The 20521-nt window shown below is 75.4% G+C and carries 21 protein-coding genes and 1 pseudogene; 16 read left to right on the top strand and 6 right to left on the bottom strand.

Going from position 1 to position 20521, the window contains the following annotated elements:
* Positions 1-312 precede the first annotated feature (312 nt).
* Both Q7T67_RS10020 and Q7T67_RS10015 read right to left on the bottom strand, forming a co-directional pair.
* A complete protein-coding gene (locus Q7T67_RS10020) occupies positions 313-903 on the bottom strand; it encodes a nucleotidyltransferase family protein (RefSeq protein WP_304788627.1) in 591 nt (196 codons plus the stop codon).
* Positions 904-1054: 151 nt separating this feature from the next.
* Positions 1055-1852 (bottom strand): response regulator transcription factor, encoded by a 798-nt coding sequence (locus Q7T67_RS10015; protein WP_304788625.1) that lies wholly within the window; start codon positions 1850-1852, stop codon positions 1055-1057.
* A gap of 293 nt (positions 1853-2145) precedes the next feature.
* Here Q7T67_RS10015 and Q7T67_RS10010 point away from each other — a divergent pair, with 293 nt between their 5' ends.
* From Q7T67_RS10010 to Q7T67_RS09995, 4 genes and pseudogenes are all read left to right on the top strand, one after another.
* Positions 2146-4653, top strand: a complete 2508-nt coding sequence (locus tag Q7T67_RS10010; RefSeq protein WP_304788623.1) for a molybdopterin cofactor-binding domain-containing protein — start codon at positions 2146-2148, stop codon at positions 4651-4653.
* A gap of 9 nt (positions 4654-4662) precedes the next feature.
* A pseudogene (locus Q7T67_RS10005) lies at positions 4663-5136 on the top strand ((2Fe-2S)-binding protein); the annotation flags it as partial.
* On the top strand, positions 5082-5615 hold the full coding sequence (locus tag Q7T67_RS10000; protein WP_370695385.1) for an XdhC family protein: 534 nt from the start codon (positions 5082-5084) through the stop codon (positions 5613-5615). The pseudogene Q7T67_RS10005 and the gene Q7T67_RS10000, both read left to right, overlap by 55 nt.
* Entirely contained in the window at positions 5612-6451 is an 840-nt protein-coding gene (locus Q7T67_RS09995; protein WP_304788617.1) for an XdhC family protein, read from the top strand. Before Q7T67_RS10000 ends, Q7T67_RS09995 begins: the two co-directional genes overlap by 4 nt.
* On the opposite strand, the gene Q7T67_RS09990 is transcribed toward Q7T67_RS09995, so the two are convergent.
* Positions 6382-7236 (bottom strand): helix-turn-helix transcriptional regulator, encoded by an 855-nt coding sequence (locus Q7T67_RS09990; protein ID WP_304788615.1) that lies wholly within the window; start codon positions 7234-7236, stop codon positions 6382-6384. The genes Q7T67_RS09995 and Q7T67_RS09990 overlap by 70 nt on opposite strands.
* Before the next feature lie 161 nt (positions 7237-7397).
* Between Q7T67_RS09990 and Q7T67_RS09985 the strand changes: the two genes are divergently transcribed.
* From Q7T67_RS09985 to Q7T67_RS09965, 5 genes are all read left to right on the top strand, one after another.
* A complete protein-coding gene (locus Q7T67_RS09985) occupies positions 7398-7949 on the top strand; it encodes a hypothetical protein (RefSeq protein ID WP_304788613.1) in 552 nt (183 codons plus the stop codon).
* A 34-nt stretch (positions 7950-7983) separates the two neighbouring features.
* Entirely contained in the window at positions 7984-8514 is a 531-nt protein-coding gene (locus Q7T67_RS09980; protein ID WP_304788611.1) for a hypothetical protein, read from the top strand.
* A gap of 122 nt (positions 8515-8636) precedes the next feature.
* Positions 8637-9479, top strand: coding sequence for a molybdate ABC transporter substrate-binding protein (modA, locus tag Q7T67_RS09975; RefSeq protein ID WP_304788609.1), 843 nt, complete (start codon positions 8637-8639; stop codon positions 9477-9479).
* Between the two features lie 3 nt (positions 9480-9482).
* The gene (locus tag Q7T67_RS09970; protein WP_304788607.1) at positions 9483-10289 is read left to right on the top strand and encodes an ABC transporter permease; all 807 of its coding nucleotides are present in this window, start codon (positions 9483-9485) and stop codon (positions 10287-10289) included.
* Positions 10282-10959: an ATP-binding cassette domain-containing protein gene (locus Q7T67_RS09965; protein WP_304788605.1), complete on the top strand. Its 678-nt coding sequence runs from the start codon at positions 10282-10284 to the stop codon at positions 10957-10959. The genes Q7T67_RS09970 and Q7T67_RS09965 overlap by 8 nt, the downstream gene beginning before the upstream one ends.
* A 41-nt stretch (positions 10960-11000) precedes the next feature.
* Here the strand turns inward: Q7T67_RS09965 and Q7T67_RS09960 are convergent, their stop codons facing one another.
* Entirely contained in the window at positions 11001-11969 is a 969-nt protein-coding gene (locus Q7T67_RS09960; RefSeq protein WP_304788603.1) for a cation diffusion facilitator family transporter, read from the bottom strand.
* Positions 11970-12101: 132 nt separating this feature from the next.
* Complete coding sequence (locus Q7T67_RS09955; RefSeq protein WP_370695384.1) at positions 12102-12704, bottom strand: helix-turn-helix domain-containing protein; 603 nt, start codon at positions 12702-12704, stop codon at positions 12102-12104.
* Between the two features lie 46 nt (positions 12705-12750).
* Here Q7T67_RS09955 and Q7T67_RS09950 point away from each other — a divergent pair, with 46 nt between their 5' ends.
* From Q7T67_RS09950 to Q7T67_RS09940, 3 genes are all read left to right on the top strand, one after another.
* Positions 12751-13707 carry an NAD(P)/FAD-dependent oxidoreductase gene (locus Q7T67_RS09950; RefSeq protein WP_304788599.1) on the top strand — a complete coding sequence of 319 codons (957 nt, stop codon included), beginning with the start codon at positions 12751-12753 and terminating at the stop codon, positions 13705-13707.
* A gap of 95 nt (positions 13708-13802) precedes the next feature.
* Positions 13803-14198: a molybdopterin-binding protein gene (locus tag Q7T67_RS09945; protein WP_304788597.1), complete on the top strand. Its 396-nt coding sequence runs from the start codon at positions 13803-13805 to the stop codon at positions 14196-14198.
* Positions 14195-14989, top strand: coding sequence for a substrate-binding domain-containing protein (locus Q7T67_RS09940; RefSeq protein WP_304788595.1), 795 nt, complete (start codon positions 14195-14197; stop codon positions 14987-14989). The genes Q7T67_RS09945 and Q7T67_RS09940 overlap by 4 nt, the downstream gene beginning before the upstream one ends.
* A gap of 74 nt (positions 14990-15063) precedes the next feature.
* On the opposite strand, the gene Q7T67_RS09935 is transcribed toward Q7T67_RS09940, so the two are convergent.
* On the bottom strand, positions 15064-15897 hold the full coding sequence (locus tag Q7T67_RS09935) for a hypothetical protein (protein WP_304788594.1): 834 nt from the start codon (positions 15895-15897) through the stop codon (positions 15064-15066).
* An 83-nt stretch (positions 15898-15980) separates the two neighbouring features.
* On the opposite strand from Q7T67_RS09935, the gene Q7T67_RS09930 reads away from it, so the two are divergent.
* The 4 genes from Q7T67_RS09930 to moaC form a co-directional block, all read left to right on the top strand.
* Entirely contained in the window at positions 15981-16532 is a 552-nt protein-coding gene (locus Q7T67_RS09930) for a hypothetical protein (RefSeq protein ID WP_304788592.1), read from the top strand.
* Between the two features lie 204 nt (positions 16533-16736).
* Positions 16737-17711, top strand: a complete 975-nt coding sequence (gene moaA / locus Q7T67_RS09925) for a GTP 3',8-cyclase MoaA (RefSeq protein WP_370695386.1) — start codon at positions 16737-16739, stop codon at positions 17709-17711.
* Positions 17712-17721: 10 nt separating this feature from the next.
* Positions 17722-19011, top strand: a complete 1290-nt coding sequence (gene glp / locus Q7T67_RS09920; protein ID WP_304788588.1) for a gephyrin-like molybdotransferase Glp — start codon at positions 17722-17724, stop codon at positions 19009-19011.
* The coding region (moaC, locus tag Q7T67_RS09915) for a cyclic pyranopterin monophosphate synthase MoaC (RefSeq protein WP_304788586.1) at positions 19008-20521 on the top strand (1514 nt) is incomplete at its 3' end. The genes glp and moaC, both read left to right, overlap by 4 nt.

Genomic DNA, 20521 nt, shown 5'->3' with positions numbered 1-20521 from the left:
GGTTCCGGCCGTGTGCTCCCGGGACGTCGTCGTGTGCCGGCGGTCCGGAGCGATCCGACCCCAGGCCGGCGTACGGCTCCCGGAGAGCCGCTGGCGCACGCCGATCAGCGCGACCGCAGCGGGGTCGTCTTCGGCACCCGAGCGAGCGCACGAATCCGGGTCTCGGTGCGGCCCGTGGATCGAGACCTGGATCGAGGTCGGTCGGGAACGTCGATCCGGGTCTGGGTCGGGTCTCCTCACCGAGCTGCGGATCGGTGCCCGTGACGGGCTCCGCCAGCGCCGCCCGCCCTACGGCTCCAGTGCGCCCCGCCCCTACGGCCCCAGTGCGTCCAGATCCCCCGGCCGGTCCACGTCTGCCCCGGCGTCGACGTCCGCGACGTCGACCGGGCGGGCGGCGCGCGCGAGGTACGCCCTGCGCTCCTGGTCGTTGAGCGCCGCGACCTCCGCGATCGCTGCACCGCGCAGCACGACGGGGTGCCCGGGTCGCGACCCGTGGGTCGCCCGGACCACGTCGCCGGGCGTCGCCAGGACGCGGTCGACCGTCGCGGCCCGCAGCAGCGGCTGGTCGCCCAGGGTCAGCAGGACCTCGTCGGCGCCCGACCGGAGCGCCGCGGCCAGGCCGGCGGCGAGGCTCGCGGACGGGCCCCGGTCCCAGCGCTCGCACCGGACGACGGTGACGTCGTCGAGCTCGACCCCGGCGGCGACCCTGTCGGCGTGGGCGCCGAGGACCACCACCGTCTCGTCGACGTCGGTCCGGGACGCGACCGCGTCGATCGCGTGGCGCAGGAGCGGTCGACCGCGGAACGGGGCCAGCTGCTTGGCGCCGCCGAAGCGCCGTCCCTCCCCGGCGGCGAGCACGACCGCGACACGTCGCACCCCGCGACCGGCGCCCGGCACGGTCATGCGACTCGGACGGACATGGCTACGGCGCCCGGGGCAGTCATGCGACGCGGGCCGACATGGCTACGGCGCGCGCCCGGCGCGGTCATCCGACGCGGACCGACATGACTACTGCGCGCGCCCGGCGCGGTCATCCGACGCGGACGGGCACGGCTTACCGCGACCGGTCGGCGCCGAGCTGCAGCATCCCGGCGTCGGCCGCGTTGACGAGGGCCTGCAGCCGGGAGGTCGCGTCGAGCTTGCGCAGCAGGTGCCGGACGTGGTCCTTGATCGTGGCGGGGGAGAGGACGAGCCGTTCGCCGATCTCGCGGTTGGAGCACCCCTCGGCGAGGAGCTCCAGGACCGTGCGCTCGCGGTCGGTCAGGGCCACGGGCGAGCGGCGGTGGTGCTCCTCGCGCTCCTGCAGCGCCGCGGCGATCTGCACGTCGATGATGCGACCGCCGCTCTCGATCTGGCGCAGGACGAGCGCGATCTCGGCCTCCGGCGAACCCTTCCAGATCGCCCCGGCCGCACCCGTCTCCAGGCAGCGCTTGACGTCGTCGCCGGGGGTGCCGCCGACGGTGACGACGACCTGTGCCGAGGGGGCGACGGCGAGCAGCCGGGCGACGAGCGCGGGGCCGCTGGGCAGGTCCGCCGTGCGCACGTCCATGAGCACCATGTCGGGCTGGTGGACCCGCGCGAGCTCCAGCGCCTCCGGGCCCGTCGACGCGGCGAGCCACGGCGCCGCCTCGGGGAACGTCTCCGCCACGAGCGAGAGGAGGCCGCGACGGGCGATGGCGTGGTCGTCGACGACCAGCCCGGTCAGCGACCGGACGGTCGGGCCGGACGCCGGCGCGGGACCGGCGGGCGTCTGGACCCACGGGGCGCCCGGCTCGGGCCCGGGGGCCTCGGACGACGCATCCGGCGCGTCGGGCGACCACGACCCGCGCCCGGTGGTTGCCTGGCGAAGCACTCTGCACACGATAGACCCGGCCGCGGGCCCGGGACAGTGGCCGAAAGGACTACGTCCGCGAGCCCGTGCGGGTCCATTGGGCGAGGTCCGTGAGGCGTCGTGCCGGAGCACGATGGCGGACGGCCGGCCGCAGGCGCGACCCCTACCCGGGCGGTGCCTGGGCACGGTCCCACCAAAAGGCGGGACCGCCGTCCGCGCGTTCGACACCGTGTCAGGCTCGAGGTCAGCATCGGCATCCCCCAGGTGCCGCTCCGACCCGGCCGCGACCGGTCCCTCACGAAGGAGCACCCTCCATGAAGCACTCCGACCGTCCCCAGGACGGCGAGCCCCGGCACGACGCCGGTGCCCCCGACGAGGCCCCGCAGGACGCGACGACGTCGTCCGACGAGCACGCCCCCGACGGGAAGCAGATCTCCCGCCGACGGATGGTCGGCTACCTGCTCGCCGCCCCGACGCTCGTCGCCGCCGCGCGCTTCATGCCCGCCGAGAAGGCCGCCGCAGAGGGCATCCCCGCTCCGAACATCGCGGACCTCTTCGACCTCTCGGACGTGCTCAACGCCGCCGCTGCGCCGACCTACGGCCTGCTGGCGATCACGATCGACAAGCAGGGCAACGCGAACTTCCAGCTGCCCCGTTCCGAGAACGGCCAGGGCATCACCACGGCGTTCACGATGATCATCGCGGACGAGATGGACCTGCCGATGAGCAGGGTCAAGGTGACCCTGATGCCGGCGGAGCCGAAGCTGCTGTTCAACCAGCTGACGGCCGGCTCCAGCAGCGTCTTCACCCTGTACGAGCCCGTCCGCCGCGCCGCGGCCGTCGCCCGGACCCAGCTCATGCGCACCGCCGCCCGTGAGCTCGGCGTCCCCGCGCGCGACCTGACGCTGAAGGACGGCGTGTTCACCGCGAGCCACGGAGGGAGCATGGGTTTCGGTGCGCTGACGGAGAAGGCCGCCGTCAAGCGGATGATCGAGTTCCAGCCGAAGCTGAAGAAGGCGGCGGACCAGAAGCTCATCGGCACCGAGCAGAAGCGCGTCGACGCGCTCGACATCGTGATGGGCCGCAAGACGTTCACGATGGACCTCGCTCCGGCGGGCGCGGACCCGACGATGATCTGCCGCCCGCCGACGCTCAACGCGAGCGCGAAGGCGATCCAGAACAAGGCCGCGGTCCTGAAGATGCCGGGCGTCACGCACGTGCTGCTCGTGCCGCACAGCGACGACGTCCAGGGCGGCGTCGCGGTCGTCGCGAGGACGTTCGGGCAGTGCATCGACGCGATCCGCGCGCTCAAGGTCACGTGGAGCAAGGGCTCGATCGCCGGCCGGACCGAGCAGTCGATCAAGGCGGACCTCGCCAAGGCCGAGCTGCCGATGACGCCCGCGCTGGGCAAGGTCATCGAGGAGACCTTCACGTTCAACTTCCGCTCCGGCTCGGCGCTGGAGACCAACTGCGCGGTCGCGGACGTCCGCAAGGACAAGGCCGAGATCTGGGCGCCGCTGAAGTCGCCGCAGTGGGCGCAGGGCAAGATCGCCGAGCTCCTGAAGCTCAACATCGAGTCCGTCAAGGTCAACGTCATGGACGGTGGCGGCTCGTTCGGGCGCCGGCTGTTCTGCGACGGCGCGTTCGAGGCCGCGGTCATCTCGCGGTCCATCGGCAAGCCCGTGAAGCTCATGTGGCACCGGGCCGACGACGCGCGCCACGGCCGCCACCACCCGCTGACGACGTCGAAGGTGCGGATCACCACCGGCGGTGGGGCGGTCCTGCAGTACGACCAGCGCCACACGGCCGTCCCGACGGACTTCACCCAGGGCCTCGGCGACTACCTGACCGCCGCGGAGACGCGCCTGCCGCTGCAGAACTTCGCGCAGTTCTCCCAGACCGTCTTCTACACGACGGCCAACGTGCCCTACAACTTCGGCGTCGTCACGCAGCTGTTGAACGAGATCGACGCGTTCAACACGTTCAACACGTCGAGCGTCCGCAACGTCTACAGCCCGGACGTGGCCACCGCGACCGAGCTCATGGTCGACCGGGTCGCCAAGGAGTTCGGCCGCGACCCGATGGAGTTCCGCCTGGCGTTCGCCAAGGACCAGCGGATGAAGGACGTGCTCAACGCGGTCAAGAAGGCCGGCAACTGGGGCCGGGCGATGGCGCCGGGCACCGCGCAGGGCATCGCCATGCGCAACGAGTACAAGGGCCGCACCGCGTGCCTGGTCGAGATCGACTGCACCCCTGCGACGGTCAACCGCAAGATCCGCCAGGCCGTCACGGGCCCGCGGGTGACGAAGCTCGTCTTCGCCATCGACGTGGGCATCCCGATCAACCCGCTCGGCCTGAAGGCCCAGGTGATGGGCGGGGCCATGGACGGCATCGCGCAGGCGCTGACCTACAGCCACCACCTCAAGAACGAGAACTTCGTCGAGGCCAGCTGGGACAACTCGGCCTACACGCGGCAGTGGAACACGCCGCCGGTGGTCGAGATCATCGTCATGCCGCAGACCACCGATGTCGCCGGCGGCGCCGGCGAGGCCGCGGTCGGCACGACGATGGCCGCGGTGGCCTGCGCCTACGGGCGCGCCATGGGGAAGATGCCCACGGAGTTCCCGATCAACCACAACTCGCCGCTGCACTTCGAGCCCTACCCGGCGTCGCCGCCGGTCCCGGAGGTGCCCGCCGACGGGCTGGAGCGCGCCGGCATCAAGCGGCCGTCCGCCAAGAAGAAGCGCGCCACGCGGAAGAAGAAGCGCACGACGGCGCGGAAGCCCGCCGCGAAGACGCCCTCCAAGACGACGAAGAAGTAGGGGACCGGCATGCCGAATCACACGTTCACCGTCAACGGCAAGAAGGTCACGGTCGACGTCGAGGACGACGTCCGCCTGCTCTGGGTGCTGCGCGACGTCCTGAAGATCCACGGCCCGAAGTACGGCTGCGGCATCGGTGTCTGCCGCGCCTGCACCTGCCACCTCAACGGCAAGGCGTTCAACCCCTGCGTCACGCCGGTGAAGGACATCCTGCCGACGGACGAGGTCACGACGATCGAGGGGCTCGCTCCGTCGATCGGCAAGGCGATCCACCCGATGCAGCAGGCCTGGCTCGACGTCGACGTCGCGCAGTGCGGCTACTGCCAGCCCGGCCAGATCATGCAGGCCGTCGACCTCGTCAAGACCGTGCAGCGGGAGAAGCGCCAGGTCACCGAGAACGACCTGGACCAGATCCGCAACGTCTGCCGGTGCGGCACGTACCCGCGCATCCGCGAGGCGATCAAGAAGGGCGAGGCCGCGATGCCCGTCCTGCAGGTCACCAAGCCGAAGAAGCGCAAGGCGAAGAAGAAGAAGCCGGTGGCGCGCAAGCCCGCCCCGTCGAAGAGGAAGAGCGCGGTCGAGCTGCCGCAGAGCGCCGAGTGAGCACGCTCGCGCCCCACCGGGTCGCGGACGGTCCGCGAGCCGTCGTCCGTCCCGCCGACCCGCTCGCGGTCGGCCGTGGATGGAAGGCGGAGGGCCACCGCGTCGCCTCCGCGGTCGTCGTGGCCACCCGACGCTCCGCACCCCGACCCGTCGGCACACGGATGGTCGTGCGCGCCGACGACGCGGTCGTCGGATCGGTCTCCGGTGGGTGCGTCGAGGCCGACGTCTGCCGGATCGCCCAGGAGGTCCTCGTCGCCGGGGTCCCGCGGCTCCTGACCTACGGGATCGCCGACGACGAGGCGCTGGGGATCGGCCTGCCGTGCGGCGGCGAGATCGACGTCTTCGTGGAGCTGCTGTGAGCGACGAGCGCGAGGAGGCGGCTGCGCTCGCCCTGTCGGGCCGTCGCGGCGTCGTGTTCACCGTGCTCGAGGGCCCGGGGATCGGCCGCAAGCGGATCTTCGACCTGGACACCGGGCACGTCGGCGGGTCGGGCCCGGCCGGGCTGGTCGCCGTCGTGGAGGACGTCCGCGCCGCGGGCCGGTCGACGACGATCGAGTTCGAGGGCGTACGCGTCCTCGCGGAGCTCTTCGGCCCGCCAGTGCACCTCGTGATCGTCGGGGCCTACGACATCGCCGAGGAGCTGTGCTTCCTCGGCGCGCGCCTCGGCTGGCGCTCGACCGTCGTCGACGCCCGTGAGACGTTCCTGACGCGCGAGCGGGTGCCGTCCGCGGACCGCCTCGTCGTGGGGTGGCCGCAGGACGCGCTGCCGCAGGTCGGACTCGACACCGACGCCGCGGTCCTCGTGCTCTCGCACGACCTGCGCTTCGACGTCCCCGCGCTGGCCGGGGCGACCGCGAGCACCGCGTTCTACGTCGGCGCCCTCGGATCGCGCAGGACGCAGGAGCGGCGCGCGGAGCGCCTCGACGAGGCCGGCGTGGACGCCGCCGCGCAGGCCCGGATCCACGGACCGTGCGGGCTCGACGTCGGGGGTGCGTCGCCGGCCGAGACGGCCGTGTCGATCGTGGCCGAGATCCTCGCGGTGCGCGCCGGGCGCGGCGGCGGGCCCCTGCGGTCGGCGACCGGGCCGGTGCACCCGGCCGCGGAGGAGGACCCGCGCCGTCCCGGTCAGACCAGTCCGGCGCGACGCGCGGCGGCGACCGCGGCGAGTCGGCTGGGCTCCCCGAGCTTGCGGTAGATCCGCCCGAGGTGCGCCTTGACGGTCGAGGGCGAGATCACGAGGTCCTCGGCGATCTGCCGGTTGGAGCACCCGCGGGCGAGCAGCTCGAGCAGCTCGAGCTCGCGGGGTGTCAGCGACGTCTCCACGACCGGCAGAGGGTCAGGGGCGGTCTCCCCGAGGTGGGCGAGGCCGACGGCGGCCATGTCGGCGATGCGCAGGAGCTCGACGAGCACGCGGTCGCCCGGGGCTCCGACGTCGCGCGAGGTGACGTAGAGCAGCGCCGCCGGCCCGGTCGCGTGCGTGCCGCCCGACAGGTCCTCGACCGGCACGACGGCCGTCGCGCGGACCGATTCCCGACGCATGATCGGCACGTAGTCCGCGGTGATCGACGCGTCCTGGAGGTAGTCGTCGCTCGTCCGCGGGCCGCGCTCCTCGATCACGCGGCCGCCCATGCCGCGTCCCGACCGGACGACGACGCCCGTCCAGCAGGGCGCGTCGAGCCCGACGCGCACGTCGACCGGGAAGACCCCGGGCACGCGCCGGGTCGCCGCGAACGCCCCGTCGGCGCCCCACGCGTCCCGGGCGAACCCGAGGGCGGTGCGGAGGACGTCGTGCCGCGTCCGCTGCAGGGCGATCCGCGAGAGCGGGCGGTGGGGCGGCGCGTCGGTCGTCGGCGCGGGCACGGCGGCGAGGTGCCGGCCACCGCGGTGGCGCGCGTCGCCCGGGCGGTCGGGGAGGGAGCCGGCGCCCCGCCACCCGTGCGGGGCGGCGGTCGCCGGGGAGCGGTCGTCGAGGTCGTGCATCGGTCGTCCCGGACGCGGACGGGTCGTGTGTCCCGGGTCACGGGGAGTACGACGGGCGCCCCGCGGTGGACGCACCCCGACGCCCGGAGGGCCTGGCGGGATCGCCCGGCCGTCCGTCCGGACGGGTCGTGGTCCGGGTCGCGGTCGGTACGTTGCCGGCCATGCGTCGTGCGTCCCGCCCGTGGTCCCTGCTCGTCCTGATCGCCCTCGCCGGGCTGCTGGGGCCACCGGCGGTCGCATCGGCGAGCGACGCCGGCCTGCAGGCCGTGGTCAAGCGGGACCTCGCCGTCCAGAAGCGCCTGAACGCCGTCGGCACGCGCCTGAAGGCGCCGAGCTCGCGGTCGTTCGACGCGTACGTGCGCTACCTCCGCCGGAGCGCCAACCACCAGTCGCGGATCTCGCGCAACGTCCTGGCGCTCCGGCGCCGCTATCGCGCGCAGCAGCCGCAGACCACCCAGGCCAAGCGCGGTCGGCTGCTGGCCCTGCGGGGACACCGCGACCTCGCCAATGCGTCCGGGACCTCGGCAGGCGTCCTCCGACGCGGCATCGAGGAGATGACGAACGCGCCGACCGAGGGCACCTACCGGGCGGCGGGCCGTCGCATGCTCCGGCTGCTGAAGGCCCAGGACCGCCGCTACGACCGGGGGAACCGGCGGGTCAGCCGTGGGCGCACCCTGATCCTGAACGCCCCGTGGATGCCGACCTCGAGCTGACCCGCCGGGAGGTCCTGCCGGGTACGGTCGACCGGTGAGCCCCCCGAACCGCCGTCCTCTCGTCGCGATCGCGGTCGCCCTCCTGACGCTGCTCGCCGCGGCGCCGGCCGGCGCCAGCGACGCCGGGTTGCGCGAGCTCGTCGCGGGCGCCGGCCCGGTCCGCGAGCGGGTCGAGCGGGATCTGCGCTCGGTGGGCGCGACACCGACGACCTCGGTGGCCGCCGCCGTGCGACACCTCCGCCGTGCGGGCCGGATCCACGACCGCGCCCGCCGGACCGTGGTCGGGCTCCGGGGGGAGTTCGTCGCCGAGCGGGCGGACACCCCGCTCGCCGCCGAGGGCCGGACGCTCGTCCTCGACGGCCTGGGGGACCTCGGGCTGGCCGTCGGTCGGCTGGCGCGCGCGGACCGCGTCGCGGTGACCCGGCTGTCGCGGGCCCGGAGCGAGGCGGCGGTCCGCCGGGCCGCCCGCTCCTACGAGCGCACGGGCCGTTCGGCGGCACGGCTCGCGGAGCGCGGGTACGGGCGGGCCGAGCGCGGCGGCCGGCTGCTCGCTATCGCCCGTTGACGCGTCGTCCGGACCTCGCCCCGCCGGACACGACGTCGTCCCGCCTGTCGGCGCGAGGCGGTTCCGCCGTCGTGCCCGTCGTCCGGACCGACGCGACCGTGCCCATGCAATGCTGGGGCACAATGCCGACCTCGTCGCCCTCCTCCGCCTTCGTGCCCCGGTACGCCCGCCGTACCGCGACCGTCGCCCTGGCCCTCGCCACCGCGCTCGGCGTGACCGCGTGCGGCTCCGACGACGAGAGCGACGGGGCCGGCTCCGGCTCCGCGGGCGGCGACCGGCCGACGCTCACGGTGCAGGCCGCCGCGTCGCTCACCGGTGCGCTGACGGCGTGCACGAAGGACTACGGCCCGGCGAAGGTCCGGCTGTCGTTCGCGGGCTCGGACGAGCTGGCGGCGCAGATCCGCAAGGGCGCCGGGGGCGACCTGTTCGCCGCGGCCAACGCGACGCTGCCGCAGGAGCTGGCGCAGGAGGGCAAGGTCGACACGCCCGTCGCGTTCGCCGGCAACGAGCTGGTGCTCGCGGTCCCGGCGACGGGGGCGAAGGTCGACTCGCTCGAGGCGATCGCCGACGGCGACGACGTGCGGCTGGCGGTCGGCGCGCCGTCGGTCCCGGTGGGGTCCTACACGCAGAAGGCCCTCGGTCGCCTGCCGCAGGCGCAGCGCAAGGCGATCCTCGACCGCGTGCGGACGGAGGAGCCGGACGTCAAGAGCGTGCTCGCCAAGCTCCAGCAGGGCGTCGTCGACGCGGCGTTCGTCTACCGGACCGACGTGACGGCGACGAAGGGCGCGGTGAAGGCGGTCGCCCTGCCGACCGCGATCCGGCCGAAGGTCTCGTACGAGGCGGCCGTCGTCACGGGCTCCGAGCAGGCCGCGGCGGCCAAGGCGCTGCTCGAGGACCTGCGCAGCGGCACGTGCGGCGCTGCGCTGCGCACGGCCGGGTTCCTCGCCCCGGGCGCCGCGGGCTGAGCGTTGCGGGGACGCCGCCCCACGCCGTTCGGCGTCCTGGCGTCCCTGGCGCTGCTGCTCGTCGCGCTCGGTCTGGCGCTGCCGCTGGTGGCGATCGTCACCGACACCGCACCCGGCCGCCTCTGGGACAGCCTGCGGACGAGCTCGTCGCTGACGGCGCTCGGCCTGAGCTTCGCCGGCTCCGGGATCGCGGTCGTGCTGGTGGTCCTCGTCGGGACCCCCGCCGCGTACGTGTTGGCGACGACGCGGTTCCCCGGCCGGACGGCGCTGAGCGCCCTGCTCGAGCTGCCGCTCGTGCTGCCGCCGGCGGTCGCAGGGATCGGGCTCCTGGCGGCGTTCGGTCCTCAGGGTCTCGTGGGCGGTGCGCTGGTGGACGGCGGGATCCGGCTGCCCCTGACCTTCGCGGCCGTGGTCGTCGCCCTCGTCTTCGTCGCCGGGCCGTTCCACCTGCGGCAGGCCCAGACGGCGTTCCAGGCCCTCGACCCGGCGATCCTCGACGCCGCCCGGCTCTCGGGCGCCCGGGAGAGCGGGGTCTTCCTGCGCGTCGCGGTGCCGCTCGCGGCGCCCGGCCTGGGGGCGGGCGCGACCCTGACCTTCGCCCGCGCGATCGGCGAGTTCGGCGCCACCCTGATGTTCGCCGGCTCGCTCGAGGGCGTGACGCGCACGGCGTCGCTCGAGGTCTACACGCGGTTCTCGAGCGACTTCCCCGGGGCCCTGGCGCTCTCGGCGGTGCTGATCGTCGTCTCCGCCGCGCTGCTGCTGATCGCCCGGGTCCTCGCGTCCCGGGGCGAGGACGGCGTCCGTGCCTGACGGGCTGGAGGTCGACGTCCGCGTCGTGCGCGGCGCGCGCACGTTCGTCGCGCGGCTCTCGGTGGCGCCCGGCGAGGTCGCCCTGATCGTCGGCCCCTCAGGCGCGGGCAAGACGTCCGTGGTCCGCGCGCTGGCCGGGCTGGTCCGGCCGGCGGAGGGCACGATCGTCTGCGGCGACCGGACGTGGTTCGAGGCCGGTCGCCGCGACCTGCGGCCGCGCGAGCGCGAGGTCGGCGTCGTCGTCCAGGAGCTGGCGCTGCTGCCGCACCTGTCCGCGTGGCGGAACGTGGCGTTCGCGACGGACCGGGCCCGGCGGTCCCGCGGCGACCGTCGCACCGACGCCGTCGGCCGGCTGGACCGGCTCGGCCTCGCGGACCGCGCCGACGCCCGCCCGGCGGACCTCTCCGGCGGCGAGCGTCAGCGGGTGGCCCTGGCCCGCGCCCTGGCCCGGCCGGCGACGGCCCTGCTGCTCGACGAGCCCTTCTCGGCGCTGGACGACGCGGCCCACGCCGTCGCCGCGGAGCTGGTGCGCTCCGAGGTGCAGCGCCGGCGGATCCCGGCAGTCGTCGTGTCGCACGACCCCGAGGACGCGGAGCGGCTGCGCGCCCGCACGCACGCGTTCGTCGACGGGACGCTGGCGGCGCAGGGCGGTGCGGGGCGGCAGGTCTGACGCGGGGCCCCCCGGTCCGGGCGGCCACGACGGCCGACCGCTCAGCCGCCCCCGCCGCTCCCCGCCAGCGCCGAGCGCGGCTGGATCGTCAGCAGGTCGCCGCACTCGTGGTCGACCTGGAGGGTGGTGTGCTCGATGCCGAAGCGCTCGTGGATCGTGTGCTCGAGCTCGCGGCGGATCCCGTGGCAGTCCGAGTCCGTGGCGACGACGACGTGGGCGGAGAGCATCGGGAAGCCCGAGGTCAGCTCCCACACGTGCAGGTCGTGGACCTCGACGACGTCCGTCTGGGAGGCGAGCGCATGGCCGAGCTCGTCGGGGTCGATGCCCTGCGGCGCGGCCTCCAGGAACACCCGGCCCGACGCCCGCACGAGGCCCCAACCGGAGCGCAGCATCAGCCCGGCGATCACGAGCGAGATGATCGGGTCGGCCCGCTCGAAGCCCGTGGTCATGATCACGACCGCGGCCACGGCGGTGCCGATGAACGCGTAGAGGTCGGTCAGGACGTGCTGGTAGGAGCCCTCGACGTTCAGGCTGCGGCGGTCGGCCTGTGCGAGCACCCAGGTCGCGGCGAGGTTCACGACGATGCCGGCGAGGGCGACGACGAGGATCAGCCCGCCCTCGACCTCGGGCGGGTCGACCAGCCGCCGGACGCCCTCGAAGGCGATGATCGCCGCGAGGACCAGCAGCGTCACGCCGTTGGCCTGCGCGGAGAGGATCTCGACGCGCTTGAGGCCGAAGGTCATCGAGCCCTTCGCGGGCCGCCGGGCCAGCCGGGCGGCCACGAGCGACAGGGCGATCGCGGCCGCGTCGGTGAGCATGTGCGCGGCGTCGGAGAGCAGCGCGAGGGACCCCGAGATCAGCGCGACGATCACCTCGACCGTCATGAAGCCGAGGATCAGCGCGAGGGCGAGCGTCAGCTTCGGGACGTTGGCGTCGGCCGAGACGCCGTGGACGTGCCCGTGGTCGCCGTGTCCGCCGTGGTCGTGGTCGTGGCTCCCGTGGTCGCCCATGCAGCAAGCGTGGCACCGACCCGCGCGAGAAGCGATCCCAGCTTCGGGGACCGGGGGTGGTGGCCGCGGTCGACGGGACCGCGGGTCGAGGGGCCGGCGGGCCGGGGCCGGCGGCGACGCCGGGCCGGTGCCTCAGCTGCGCAGGTGGACCTTCTCGCCGCTCGGCCCGAACAGCCCGATCAGCTCGACGGGCTCGTCGACGACGCCGATCCAGTGCGGGGTGCGGGTGTCGAACTCGGCGGCCTCGCCCGGCCGCAGCACGAACTCCTCCTCGCCCAGCACGAGCCGCAGCCTCCCGGACAGGACGTAGAGCCAGTCGTGTCCCTCGTGCTCGCGCGGCATCGCCTCGCGGCGGTCGCTGGGCAGCCGGATCTTGAAGGCGTGGTGGCCGGAGCCGGTGGGGTGGTGGTTCAGCGGCCAGAACGTCATCCCGTCGCGCGTGGTCGGCGTGGCGGCGACCCGGGGGTCGGGCGCGACGGGCGCCTCGAGGAGGTCGTCGACCGTGATCCCCAGCGCCCGGGCGAGCACCGGCAGGTGGTCGAGCGTCAGCCTCCTGGCACCGGACTCCAGCCGGCTCCACGAGGACGGGTCCATCCCCGCCGCGCCGGCCGCCTCGGCGAGCGTCAGGCCCCGGTCGGCGCGCAGCGATCGCAGCCGGGCGCGGACGCGCGACTGCACGTCGTCGCGGGACTCGGTCCCATCGTCCCGGCCTTCGGACGGAGTTCTTGCCGACATGGCACGAAAGGTTGCCAGATAGGTGGCGCCGGCGCACGATGTCTCCATGAACGGCACGACGACCTGGCCCTGCGTGATCATCGGCGGCGGCGCCGCAGGCCTGAGCGCGGCGCTCGTGCTGGGCCGGGCGCGCCGTCGCGTGCTCGTCCTCGACGCCGGCGAGCAGAGCAACCTGCCGGCCCACGGCATCGGGGGCCTCCTGGGCCACGACGGCCTGGCGCCGCGCGAGCTCTACGCCCGCGGCCGCGCGGAGCTGGCCGCCTACCCGACGATCACGGTGCGCGACGCGCGGGTGACCGAGGGCGGACGCGACGGCGACGGCTTCGTCCTGACGCTCGAGGACGGCGAACGGGTGGCGGCCGAGCGGGTCCTCCTGGCGGTCGGCATGCGGTATCGGCTGCCGGAGCTCCCGGGCCTGGCCGCGCTCTGGGGCGGGGCGGCGTTCCACTGCCCCTACTGCCACGGCTGGGAGGCCCGCGACGGGCGACTTGCGGTGCTCGGCGCCGAGGCGGCGACGCACCGCGCCCTGCTGCTGCGCGGGTGGAGCGACGACGTCGTGCTGCTGACGGACGGGCCCGCGGTCCTGGACGACGCGGAGCGCACGGCGCTCAGTCGCGCGGGCGTCCGGGTCGACGAGCGACCCGTCGCGGCCCTCGACGGCGTCGACGGGGCGCTCCGGGCGGTGCGGTTCGAGGACGGCGGGACGCTGGAGCGCGACGGGATCATGGTCGCCGCCCCGCTCGAGCTGCGCGACGGCGTGGCGGTCGGGCTCGGGGCGACGCTGACCGGCAGGGGGACCGTCGACGTCGACGCGTTCGGGCGCACGACGGTGCCGGGCCTCTTCGCCGCGGGCGACGTCGGGGCGATGGCCCCGCAGGTCGCCGCCGCGATCGCGCAGGGGTCGATGGCCGCCGCCATGCTCAACGACGCGATCGTGGCGGCCGAGCACGGGCGGGAGCCGATGGCACCGCCGCGGGAGGTCGCCGTGCCCGTCACGGGCTGAACCTGCACGTCCCGGTCGGACGGTCGTCCGCCCACCGCCGCACGGGCACGATCGCCCGTGCGCGGCGGCGGTGCCTATGCAACCCTGCGCCTTGCATGAGCGAGGACCTCTCCCTGGGCGACGCCGCGAAGGCGCTCGGCGTCAGCGCCGACACCCTGCGGCGGTGGGACGCCTCCGGTCGCCTGACGACCACCCGCGACGCCCGCAACCGCCGTCGCGTGGCGCGCAGCGAGGTCACCCGGCTGAGCAGCACGCCGGACCGCCACCGCACGGGCGTGGGACTGTCGGCCCGCAACCGCTTCCCCGGCACCGTCCTCTCCGTCGAGGTCGACGGCGTCATGGCGGTCGTCGAGATCGAGGCCGGCCCGCACCGCATCACGTCGGTGATCACGCGCGACGCGGTCGACGAGCTCGGACTCGTCGCCGGGATGCCGGCCACGGCGACCGTCAAGTCGACCTCGGTCATGGTCGAGGGCGGGGTGCGCACGTGAGCGCCGTTCTCCGTCGCGGCCTCGCGGCCGCCCTCCTGTCCACGGCCGCGCTGGGCGCCGCCGCGTGCGGGTCCGACGAGGAGTCGACGAAGCCGCCGCTGGTGCTCGACGGGCACCCGACCCTGGTCCTGCAGGTGTCGCGCTCGCTCGGCGTGCCGATCACGGCCTGCGCGAAGGAGTACGCGCCGGCCGACGTCCGCGTCGAGGTCGGGAGCCCGGGCGAGATCGAGGCGCGGCTCCGCCAGGGCCGCGGCGACGTCGTGGCCTCCGACGACAGCGTGCTGCCCCAGCGACTGGCCGACGGCGGGGTCCTCGAGGCACCCCAGGTCTTCGCGCGCGACACGCTCGTCCTGGCGGTCCCGGCCGACGACGCCGAGGTCCGCGACTTCTCCGACCTGACGTCGGGGGACAGCCGGGCGCTGATCGGCATCGGCGACGACACGGGCGCGCTCGGGGCGACCACGACCACGGCGCTGGAGAAGCTCGACTCGAGGCAGCGGGAGGCCGTGCTCGCCCGTGTCCGCACGCGCTCCGGCGAGGCCCGGTCGCTGGTCAGCGCGGTGCGCGGCGGTCGGCTGGACGCCGCGATCGTCCACGACACGGACGTCGAGGCGACCCGGGGCGCGCTGAGCGCCCTGCCGCTGCCCGCCGAGCTGGCGCCCGAGGTGACCTACACGGCCGCCGTCGCCAAGGCCTCGGAGCACGCCGCGGACGCCGCGGCGCTGCTCCAGGACCTCCAGTCGGGCACCTGCGCGGGGCAGCTGCGCGCCGGCGGGTTCCTCGCGCCGTAGCGGCCCGCCCGCGGCCCGCGCCGTCGGGGCGGAGCCCACCGCGTCCGGTCCGCCGCGGACCGAGGCCACGCCGCTCAGCGGCGCAGGTGGATCTCCGTCGACATCTTGCGGCTCCCGACGGAGCCGCTGATCTTGGTGCGCAGGCGCTTGCCGCCGCGCAGACCCGCGCGGATCTTCTTCAGCACGCTCGGGGTGGTGCCGAGGAAGACGTCCTTGGTCTCGCCGCTGCGCACGCCCTGGACGACCTTCGACAGGTCGACGTGGCCCCGGCCGATGTAGACCCGGCCCCGGATGCGCATCGTGCCGGTCGCGTAGGTCAGCACCCGGACCTTGACCCCGCCGGTCTTCAGCGGCCGCTGCGGGTCCGCGACGGTCAGCTTGCCGCCGGCGTTCGAGGACCCGGACCCGGACCCCGCCGAGCCGCTCTTCGTCAGCACGCCCAGCGACGCGGTGACCTGGCCGTTGCCGCCGTTGGGGTCGTCGCTGCCGTAGCCGTAGACGTTGGCCGGGATCTGGAACGTCTGCGCGCGGGTGCCGACGACGTCGACCTGCACGGTCATCGTCTGGAACGCCGCGAAGGCGCCGAGCTTGCACTCGACGAACTGGCCGGTCTGTCCGCACTGGGGACCGCCGTAGGTCAGCGTGCGGCTGATCTTCAGGCCGTCGGGGATCGTCGTCTTGAGCTCGGTGCTCTCGGTGCCGTCCGGGCCGTTGTTGCGGACCGTGAACTTCAGGCGGCTCGTCTCGCCGATCTTCACGGGCTGTGGTTCCGCGAAGCCCGAGACGCTGATGTCCGAGCGGCAGTTCACGGCGCCGCATCGGCCGTCCGCCAGGGCGACGCCGGCGACGGAGACGGCGAGGACGCCGGTGGTGGCGGCGACGGTGAGGCGTCGTCGGGAGCTGATCATGCGCTGGATCCTAGATCGGCCGGGCCCTCGAGGTGCCGGACGCCGGACCGATGAGTTCCCGGCGCCCGCGTCGTCCGTGCGGCATGAGTCCCGAGCAGCTGCGCGCCCATCACCAGCCGCGCGTCGAGCTCCTCGCGGCACGACCGTACGTCGGGATCCCGGCCCGCGCGGGGGACGAGGCCGCGTTCCGGGCGGCGATGCACGACGCCGTGCCCGCGGCGCTGAGGTGGGTGCTCGCGCGCGGCCTGCGACCGGCGGGCGGGCCGTTCGTGCGCTATCGGTGCGTCGACGAGCGGGCCGTCCCACCGGCCGGTCCGCCCCCGGCGTCGTTCGAGGCGTGCGTCCCGCTGGACGCCCCGCCCTGCGGGGTGGACGGGCGGCTGCTCGCCGACGAGCTGCCCGCCGGCCGGTGGATCGTCGCCCTGCACCGCGGTGGCTACGACGGGCTCGGCGCGCTGCACCGCATCGTCCGCGAGTGGGCGACGGCGGAGGGCCTGTGGATCGACCGCACGCCGACCGCGGAGGGCACGACGGCGTTCGGCGGCTCGATCGAGCACTTCCGCGTCGGGCCGTTCGAGGAGCCCGACCCCTGGCGCTGGGAGACCGACGTGGCGTACCTCGTCGCGGGGGACTGAGGCCGGCACGTGTCGGGCGGGGCTCCGCCGGCCGCGCCGCCGGGCCGGCATCCAGGCCACCCGCGGGGGCCCGGGGTCGCCGCGCGTACACTCGGTCGGGTGACCCCGGACACTCCCGGCGCACCGCCCCCCGCCCCCACGGCCCGTCGCACGGCCCGGGCGGGAGCCGCGGTCGCGCACCACCCCGCAACGGCCGTCGCGCCGCTGCAGGACGGGTTCGGGCGGGTGGTGCGGGACCTCCGCGTCTCCGTCACCGACGTCTGCAACCTGCGCTGCACCTACTGCCTGCCGGAGTCCGGCATCCAGTGGCTGCCCAAGGACGAGCGGTTGGACGACGACGAGACCGTCCGCCTCGTCGAGGTCCTGGCCGGCCTCGGGGTCCGGACCGTGCGGATCACGGGTGGCGAGCCGCTGGCCCGGGCGCACCTGCCCGCCCTGATCGAGCGGATCGACGCCGTCGAGGGGATCGAGGAGATCTCGATGACCACCAACGGGGTGCTGCTCTCGCGGCACGCCGACGCGCTGGTCGCCGCGGGCGTCGACCGGTTCAACGTCTCGATCGACTCGGTCAACCCGACCCGCTTCGCCGAGCTGACGCGCCGGGACGTGCTGCCCGCCGTCCTGCGCGGCCTCGAGGCGCTCGACCGCCACGACGTCGGGGTCAAGCTCAACGCCGTCGCGCTCAAGGGCATCACGGAGCACGAGTGCGTCGACCTGGTCGGCTTCGCCCGCGAGCGCGGCCTGCAGCTGCGGTTCATCGAGGTCATGCCGCTGGACGCCTCGGGCGACTGGACCGAGGACCACGTCCTCACGGGCGAGGAGGTCCGGTCGCTGATCCACGAGCGCTGGCCCGTCGACGCCCTGGAACGCGCGCCGTCGTCCACCGCCCGCGTCTTCCGCTTCCGCGACGGCGGCGGCGAGGTCGGCTTCATCTCGTCGGTCACGGAGTCGTTCTGCGGCGACTGCGACCGTCTGCGCCTGACGGCCGACGGCCAGCTGCGCACCTGCCTCTTCTCGCACGACGAGACCGACCTGCGCGGCGCGCTGCGCGACGGCTCGTCGGACGAGGACCTCGTCGCGATGATCCGCACCGCCGTCGCGGGCAAGCAGTGGGGCCACGAGATGCACAAGCCGGGCTTCCGGCCGCCGGACCGGCCGATGAGCGCCATCGGCGGCTGAGCCGGCTCCCGTGCCGCCCGACGCCCCGACCCTGACCCCGCTGGACGAGGCCGTCGCCGCAGCCCGCCGCCTCGGGGCGACGCTCGTCCTGCCCGCCGAGGACGTCGCGCTGGACGACGCCGTCGGCCGGACGGTCGCCTCCGACGTCACCGCGGTCCGTGCGCTGCCGGGCTTCGCGAGCTCCGCGATGGACGGGTTCGCCGTCCGCGCCGCGGACCTGGCGGGCGCGACGGCGGAGGTCGCCGTCGCGCTCCCGGTCGCCGCGGAGTCGCGGGCCGGCGAGCCCGCGGACCGCGCGCTGGAGCCCGGACACGTCATCCGCATCGCCACCGGTGCCGTGATCCCCGCCGGTGCGGACGCGGTCGTCCCCTACGAGGAGGTCGTCGAGCAGGACGGGCACGCGCGCTTCGCCGCCGCACCCGCCGACGGCGCGTTCGTGCGGGCCGCGGGGACGGACCTCGCCGCCGGCGGCCTGGTCGTCGCGGCCGGCACGCGGCTCGGGGTCCAGCACCTCGCCCCGCTCTCGGGCGCGGGCTTCACGCACGTCCCGGTCCGCCGGCGGCCGCGGGTCACCGTCCTGCACACCGGCGACGAGGTCGTCCGCGGCGCGGGACCGGACGTCGAGCTGCCGCCCGGGGCGGTCCACGACGTCAACGGCGTCGTCGTGCCCGCGCTCGTCCGGACCTGGGGTGCGGACGTCGCGGCGACGGTCGCCGTGCCCGACGACCGCGGGGCGACGATCGACGCGATCCGCGGGGCCGACGGCGACCTCGTCGTCGTCTGCGGCGGCCTCTCGATGGGCCCGCACGACCACGTGCGCCCGGCGCTCGAGGCGCTCGGCGCCCGGCAGGACCTCTTCCGCGTGGCGCTGCAGCCCGGCAAGCCGACCTGGCTGGGGGCGCTGCCGTCGGGCGTGCCGGTGTTCGGCCTGCCCGGCAACCCGGCGTCCGTCTTCGTCACGGCGACGCTGCTCGTGCGCGCCGCCCTGGACGCCGCGCTCGGGCGTCCGCCGGCGGAGCCGCTGCGCGGCCGACTGACCGCCCCGACCTCGGGCCTGCCCGGGCGCACCGCCGCCCGCCGCGCCTGCGTGCGGGTCTACCCCGAGGGCACGCTGGCGGTCTCGATCCTCGACGGCCAGGCGTCGCACCTGCTCGGGTCGCTCGGGCAGGCCAACGCCCTGGCGATCGTCCCGCCGGGCGAGGAGCAGCCCGCCGGCGCGGTGGTGGACGTGGTGCCGCTGGAGCCCGCGGACGGCTGGGCGCACTCGTGGGGCTCCGTCCACGACCATCCCCGCACATGAGCGACGCGACGACCGATCCGGGCGCGGGGGAGACCATCCGCGTCGACGTGCGGCTCTTCGCCGGGCTGCGCGAGCACGCCGGCGTCGGGCGCACCGCGCTCACGCTGCCCGCCGGGGCGACCGCGGGCGAGGCCGTCGTGGCGGTCTGGCCGGCCGTCGGGGTGGCCGCTCCCGGTGGCGACGCGGCGATGGTCCTGGCCGTCGACCGCGAGTACGCGGACGCCGGCACCGTGCTGCGCGACGGCACCGAGCTGTCGCTGATCCCGCCGGTCAGCGGTGGGGCGCCCCGGGCCGACGAGGCCGGCGGCGCGGAGGCCGGTCGGTCCGGCGACGCCTCCGCCGGGGCCGTGCCCGCCGAGCCGCAGAGCGCCTGGGCCACCGACCTGCCGCCCGGCGTGGTGCGCGCGGGCGTGACGGCCGAGCGGATCGACCAGACCGCCCTCTACGAGCTCGTCGCGCGCCCCGAGGCCGGGGCGATCGTCACGTTCTCCGGCACCCCGCGGGACGTCCCGCAGCTGGACTACGAGGCGCACGAGCGGATGGCCGCCGAGCGGATCGCGGTGATCCTCGGCGAGGTCGTCGCGAAGCACGGCGCCGTCGCGGCGGCAGCGGAGCACCGCGTCGGTGCCGTCCCGTGGCCCGGCGCCGCGGTCGTCGTCGCGGTCTCCGCGCCCCACCGCGGCGAGGCGTTCCTCGCCGGCCGCGAGGCGCTCGACCGCATCAAGGCCGAGGCCCCGATCTGGAAGCAGGAGGTCGACGGCGAGCAGCGCGCCTGGGTCGCCGGCACCCTGCCACCGGCGCCGGGCACCCCGCCTGCGCCGGGCGCCACCACCTCGACCGGCTCGGGTCCGGCCGCCCCGACCGCGGCGGCCGCCGGGACCACCCCGGATCCCCCGGCGCCCGTCGGCGCGAGCGGCGAGCCCGGCGAGCGGCACCCCGGGGGCGACCTGCCCCACCTGCGGCCCGACGGCTCCGCGACGATGGTCGACGTCGGCGGCAAGGCCGTCACCGAGCGCCGTGCGGTCGCGGCGGCGCTGCTGTCCACCACGCCCGACACCGCGGCGCGCATCGCCGCGGGCGACCTGCCCAAGGGCGACGTCCTCGGGGTGGCGCGGATCGCCGGGATCACGGCCGCCAAGCGCGTGCCGGACCTCGTGCCGCTCGCGCACCCGATCGCGCTGACGAAGGTCGACGTCCGGGCCGAGGTCGTGCCGGAGCTCGGGCAGGTCCGCATCGAGGCGGAGGCCCGCACCGTCGGGCAGACCGGCGTCGAGATCGAGGCGATGACCGCCGCGCTCGTCGCGGCGATCAACGTCTACGACATGGTCAAGGGCGTCGAGCGCGGGATCGCCGTCGGCCCGGTCGCGCTGGTCGCCAAGAGCGGCGGGCGCACGGGCGACTTCGCCGGCCCCGCGCCGTGGGACCCCGGGTTCCGGCCGGGCGAGGGCGACCCCGGGGCCGTCGGCGTCCCGGTCCAGGCCCTGCCCGCGGCCACGCTGCTGACGCCGGT

The organism is Patulibacter sp., from assembly GCF_030655195.1.
Classification (GTDB): Bacteria; Actinomycetota; Thermoleophilia; order Solirubrobacterales; family Solirubrobacteraceae; genus Patulibacter.
Note: the sequence above shows the minus strand (reverse complement) of the source record. Positions and strands in the feature narration are given on the sequence as shown.

What these genes read in the sequence shown, in the direction of transcription:
- Q7T67_RS10020 (WP_304788627.1), bottom strand. Translation starts at nt 903, where the DNA reads ATGACCGTGCCGGGCGCCGGTCGCGGGGTGCGACGTGTCGCGGTCGTG.
- Q7T67_RS10010 (WP_304788623.1), top strand. Translation starts at nt 2,146, where the DNA reads ATGAAGCACTCCGACCGTCCCCAGGACGGCGAGCCCCGGCACGACGCC.
- Q7T67_RS09990 (WP_304788615.1), bottom strand. Translation starts at nt 7,236, where the DNA reads ATGCACGACCTCGACGACCGCTCCCCGGCGACCGCCGCCCCGCACGGG.
- Q7T67_RS09985 (WP_304788613.1), top strand. Translation starts at nt 7,398, where the DNA reads ATGCGTCGTGCGTCCCGCCCGTGGTCCCTGCTCGTCCTGATCGCCCTC.
- modA (WP_304788609.1), top strand. Translation starts at nt 8,637, where the DNA reads ATGCCGACCTCGTCGCCCTCCTCCGCCTTCGTGCCCCGGTACGCCCGC.
- Q7T67_RS09960 (WP_304788603.1), bottom strand. Translation starts at nt 11,969, where the DNA reads ATGGGCGACCACGGGAGCCACGACCACGACCACGGCGGACACGGCGAC.
- Q7T67_RS09955 (WP_370695384.1), bottom strand. Translation starts at nt 12,704, where the DNA reads ATGTCGGCAAGAACTCCGTCCGAAGGCCGGGACGATGGGACCGAGTCC.
- Q7T67_RS09950 (WP_304788599.1), top strand. Translation starts at nt 12,751, where the DNA reads ATGAACGGCACGACGACCTGGCCCTGCGTGATCATCGGCGGCGGCGCC.
- Q7T67_RS09945 (WP_304788597.1), top strand. Translation starts at nt 13,803, where the DNA reads ATGAGCGAGGACCTCTCCCTGGGCGACGCCGCGAAGGCGCTCGGCGTC.
- Q7T67_RS09935 (WP_304788594.1), bottom strand. Translation starts at nt 15,897, where the DNA reads ATGATCAGCTCCCGACGACGCCTCACCGTCGCCGCCACCACCGGCGTC.
- Q7T67_RS09930 (WP_304788592.1), top strand. Translation starts at nt 15,981, where the DNA reads ATGAGTCCCGAGCAGCTGCGCGCCCATCACCAGCCGCGCGTCGAGCTC.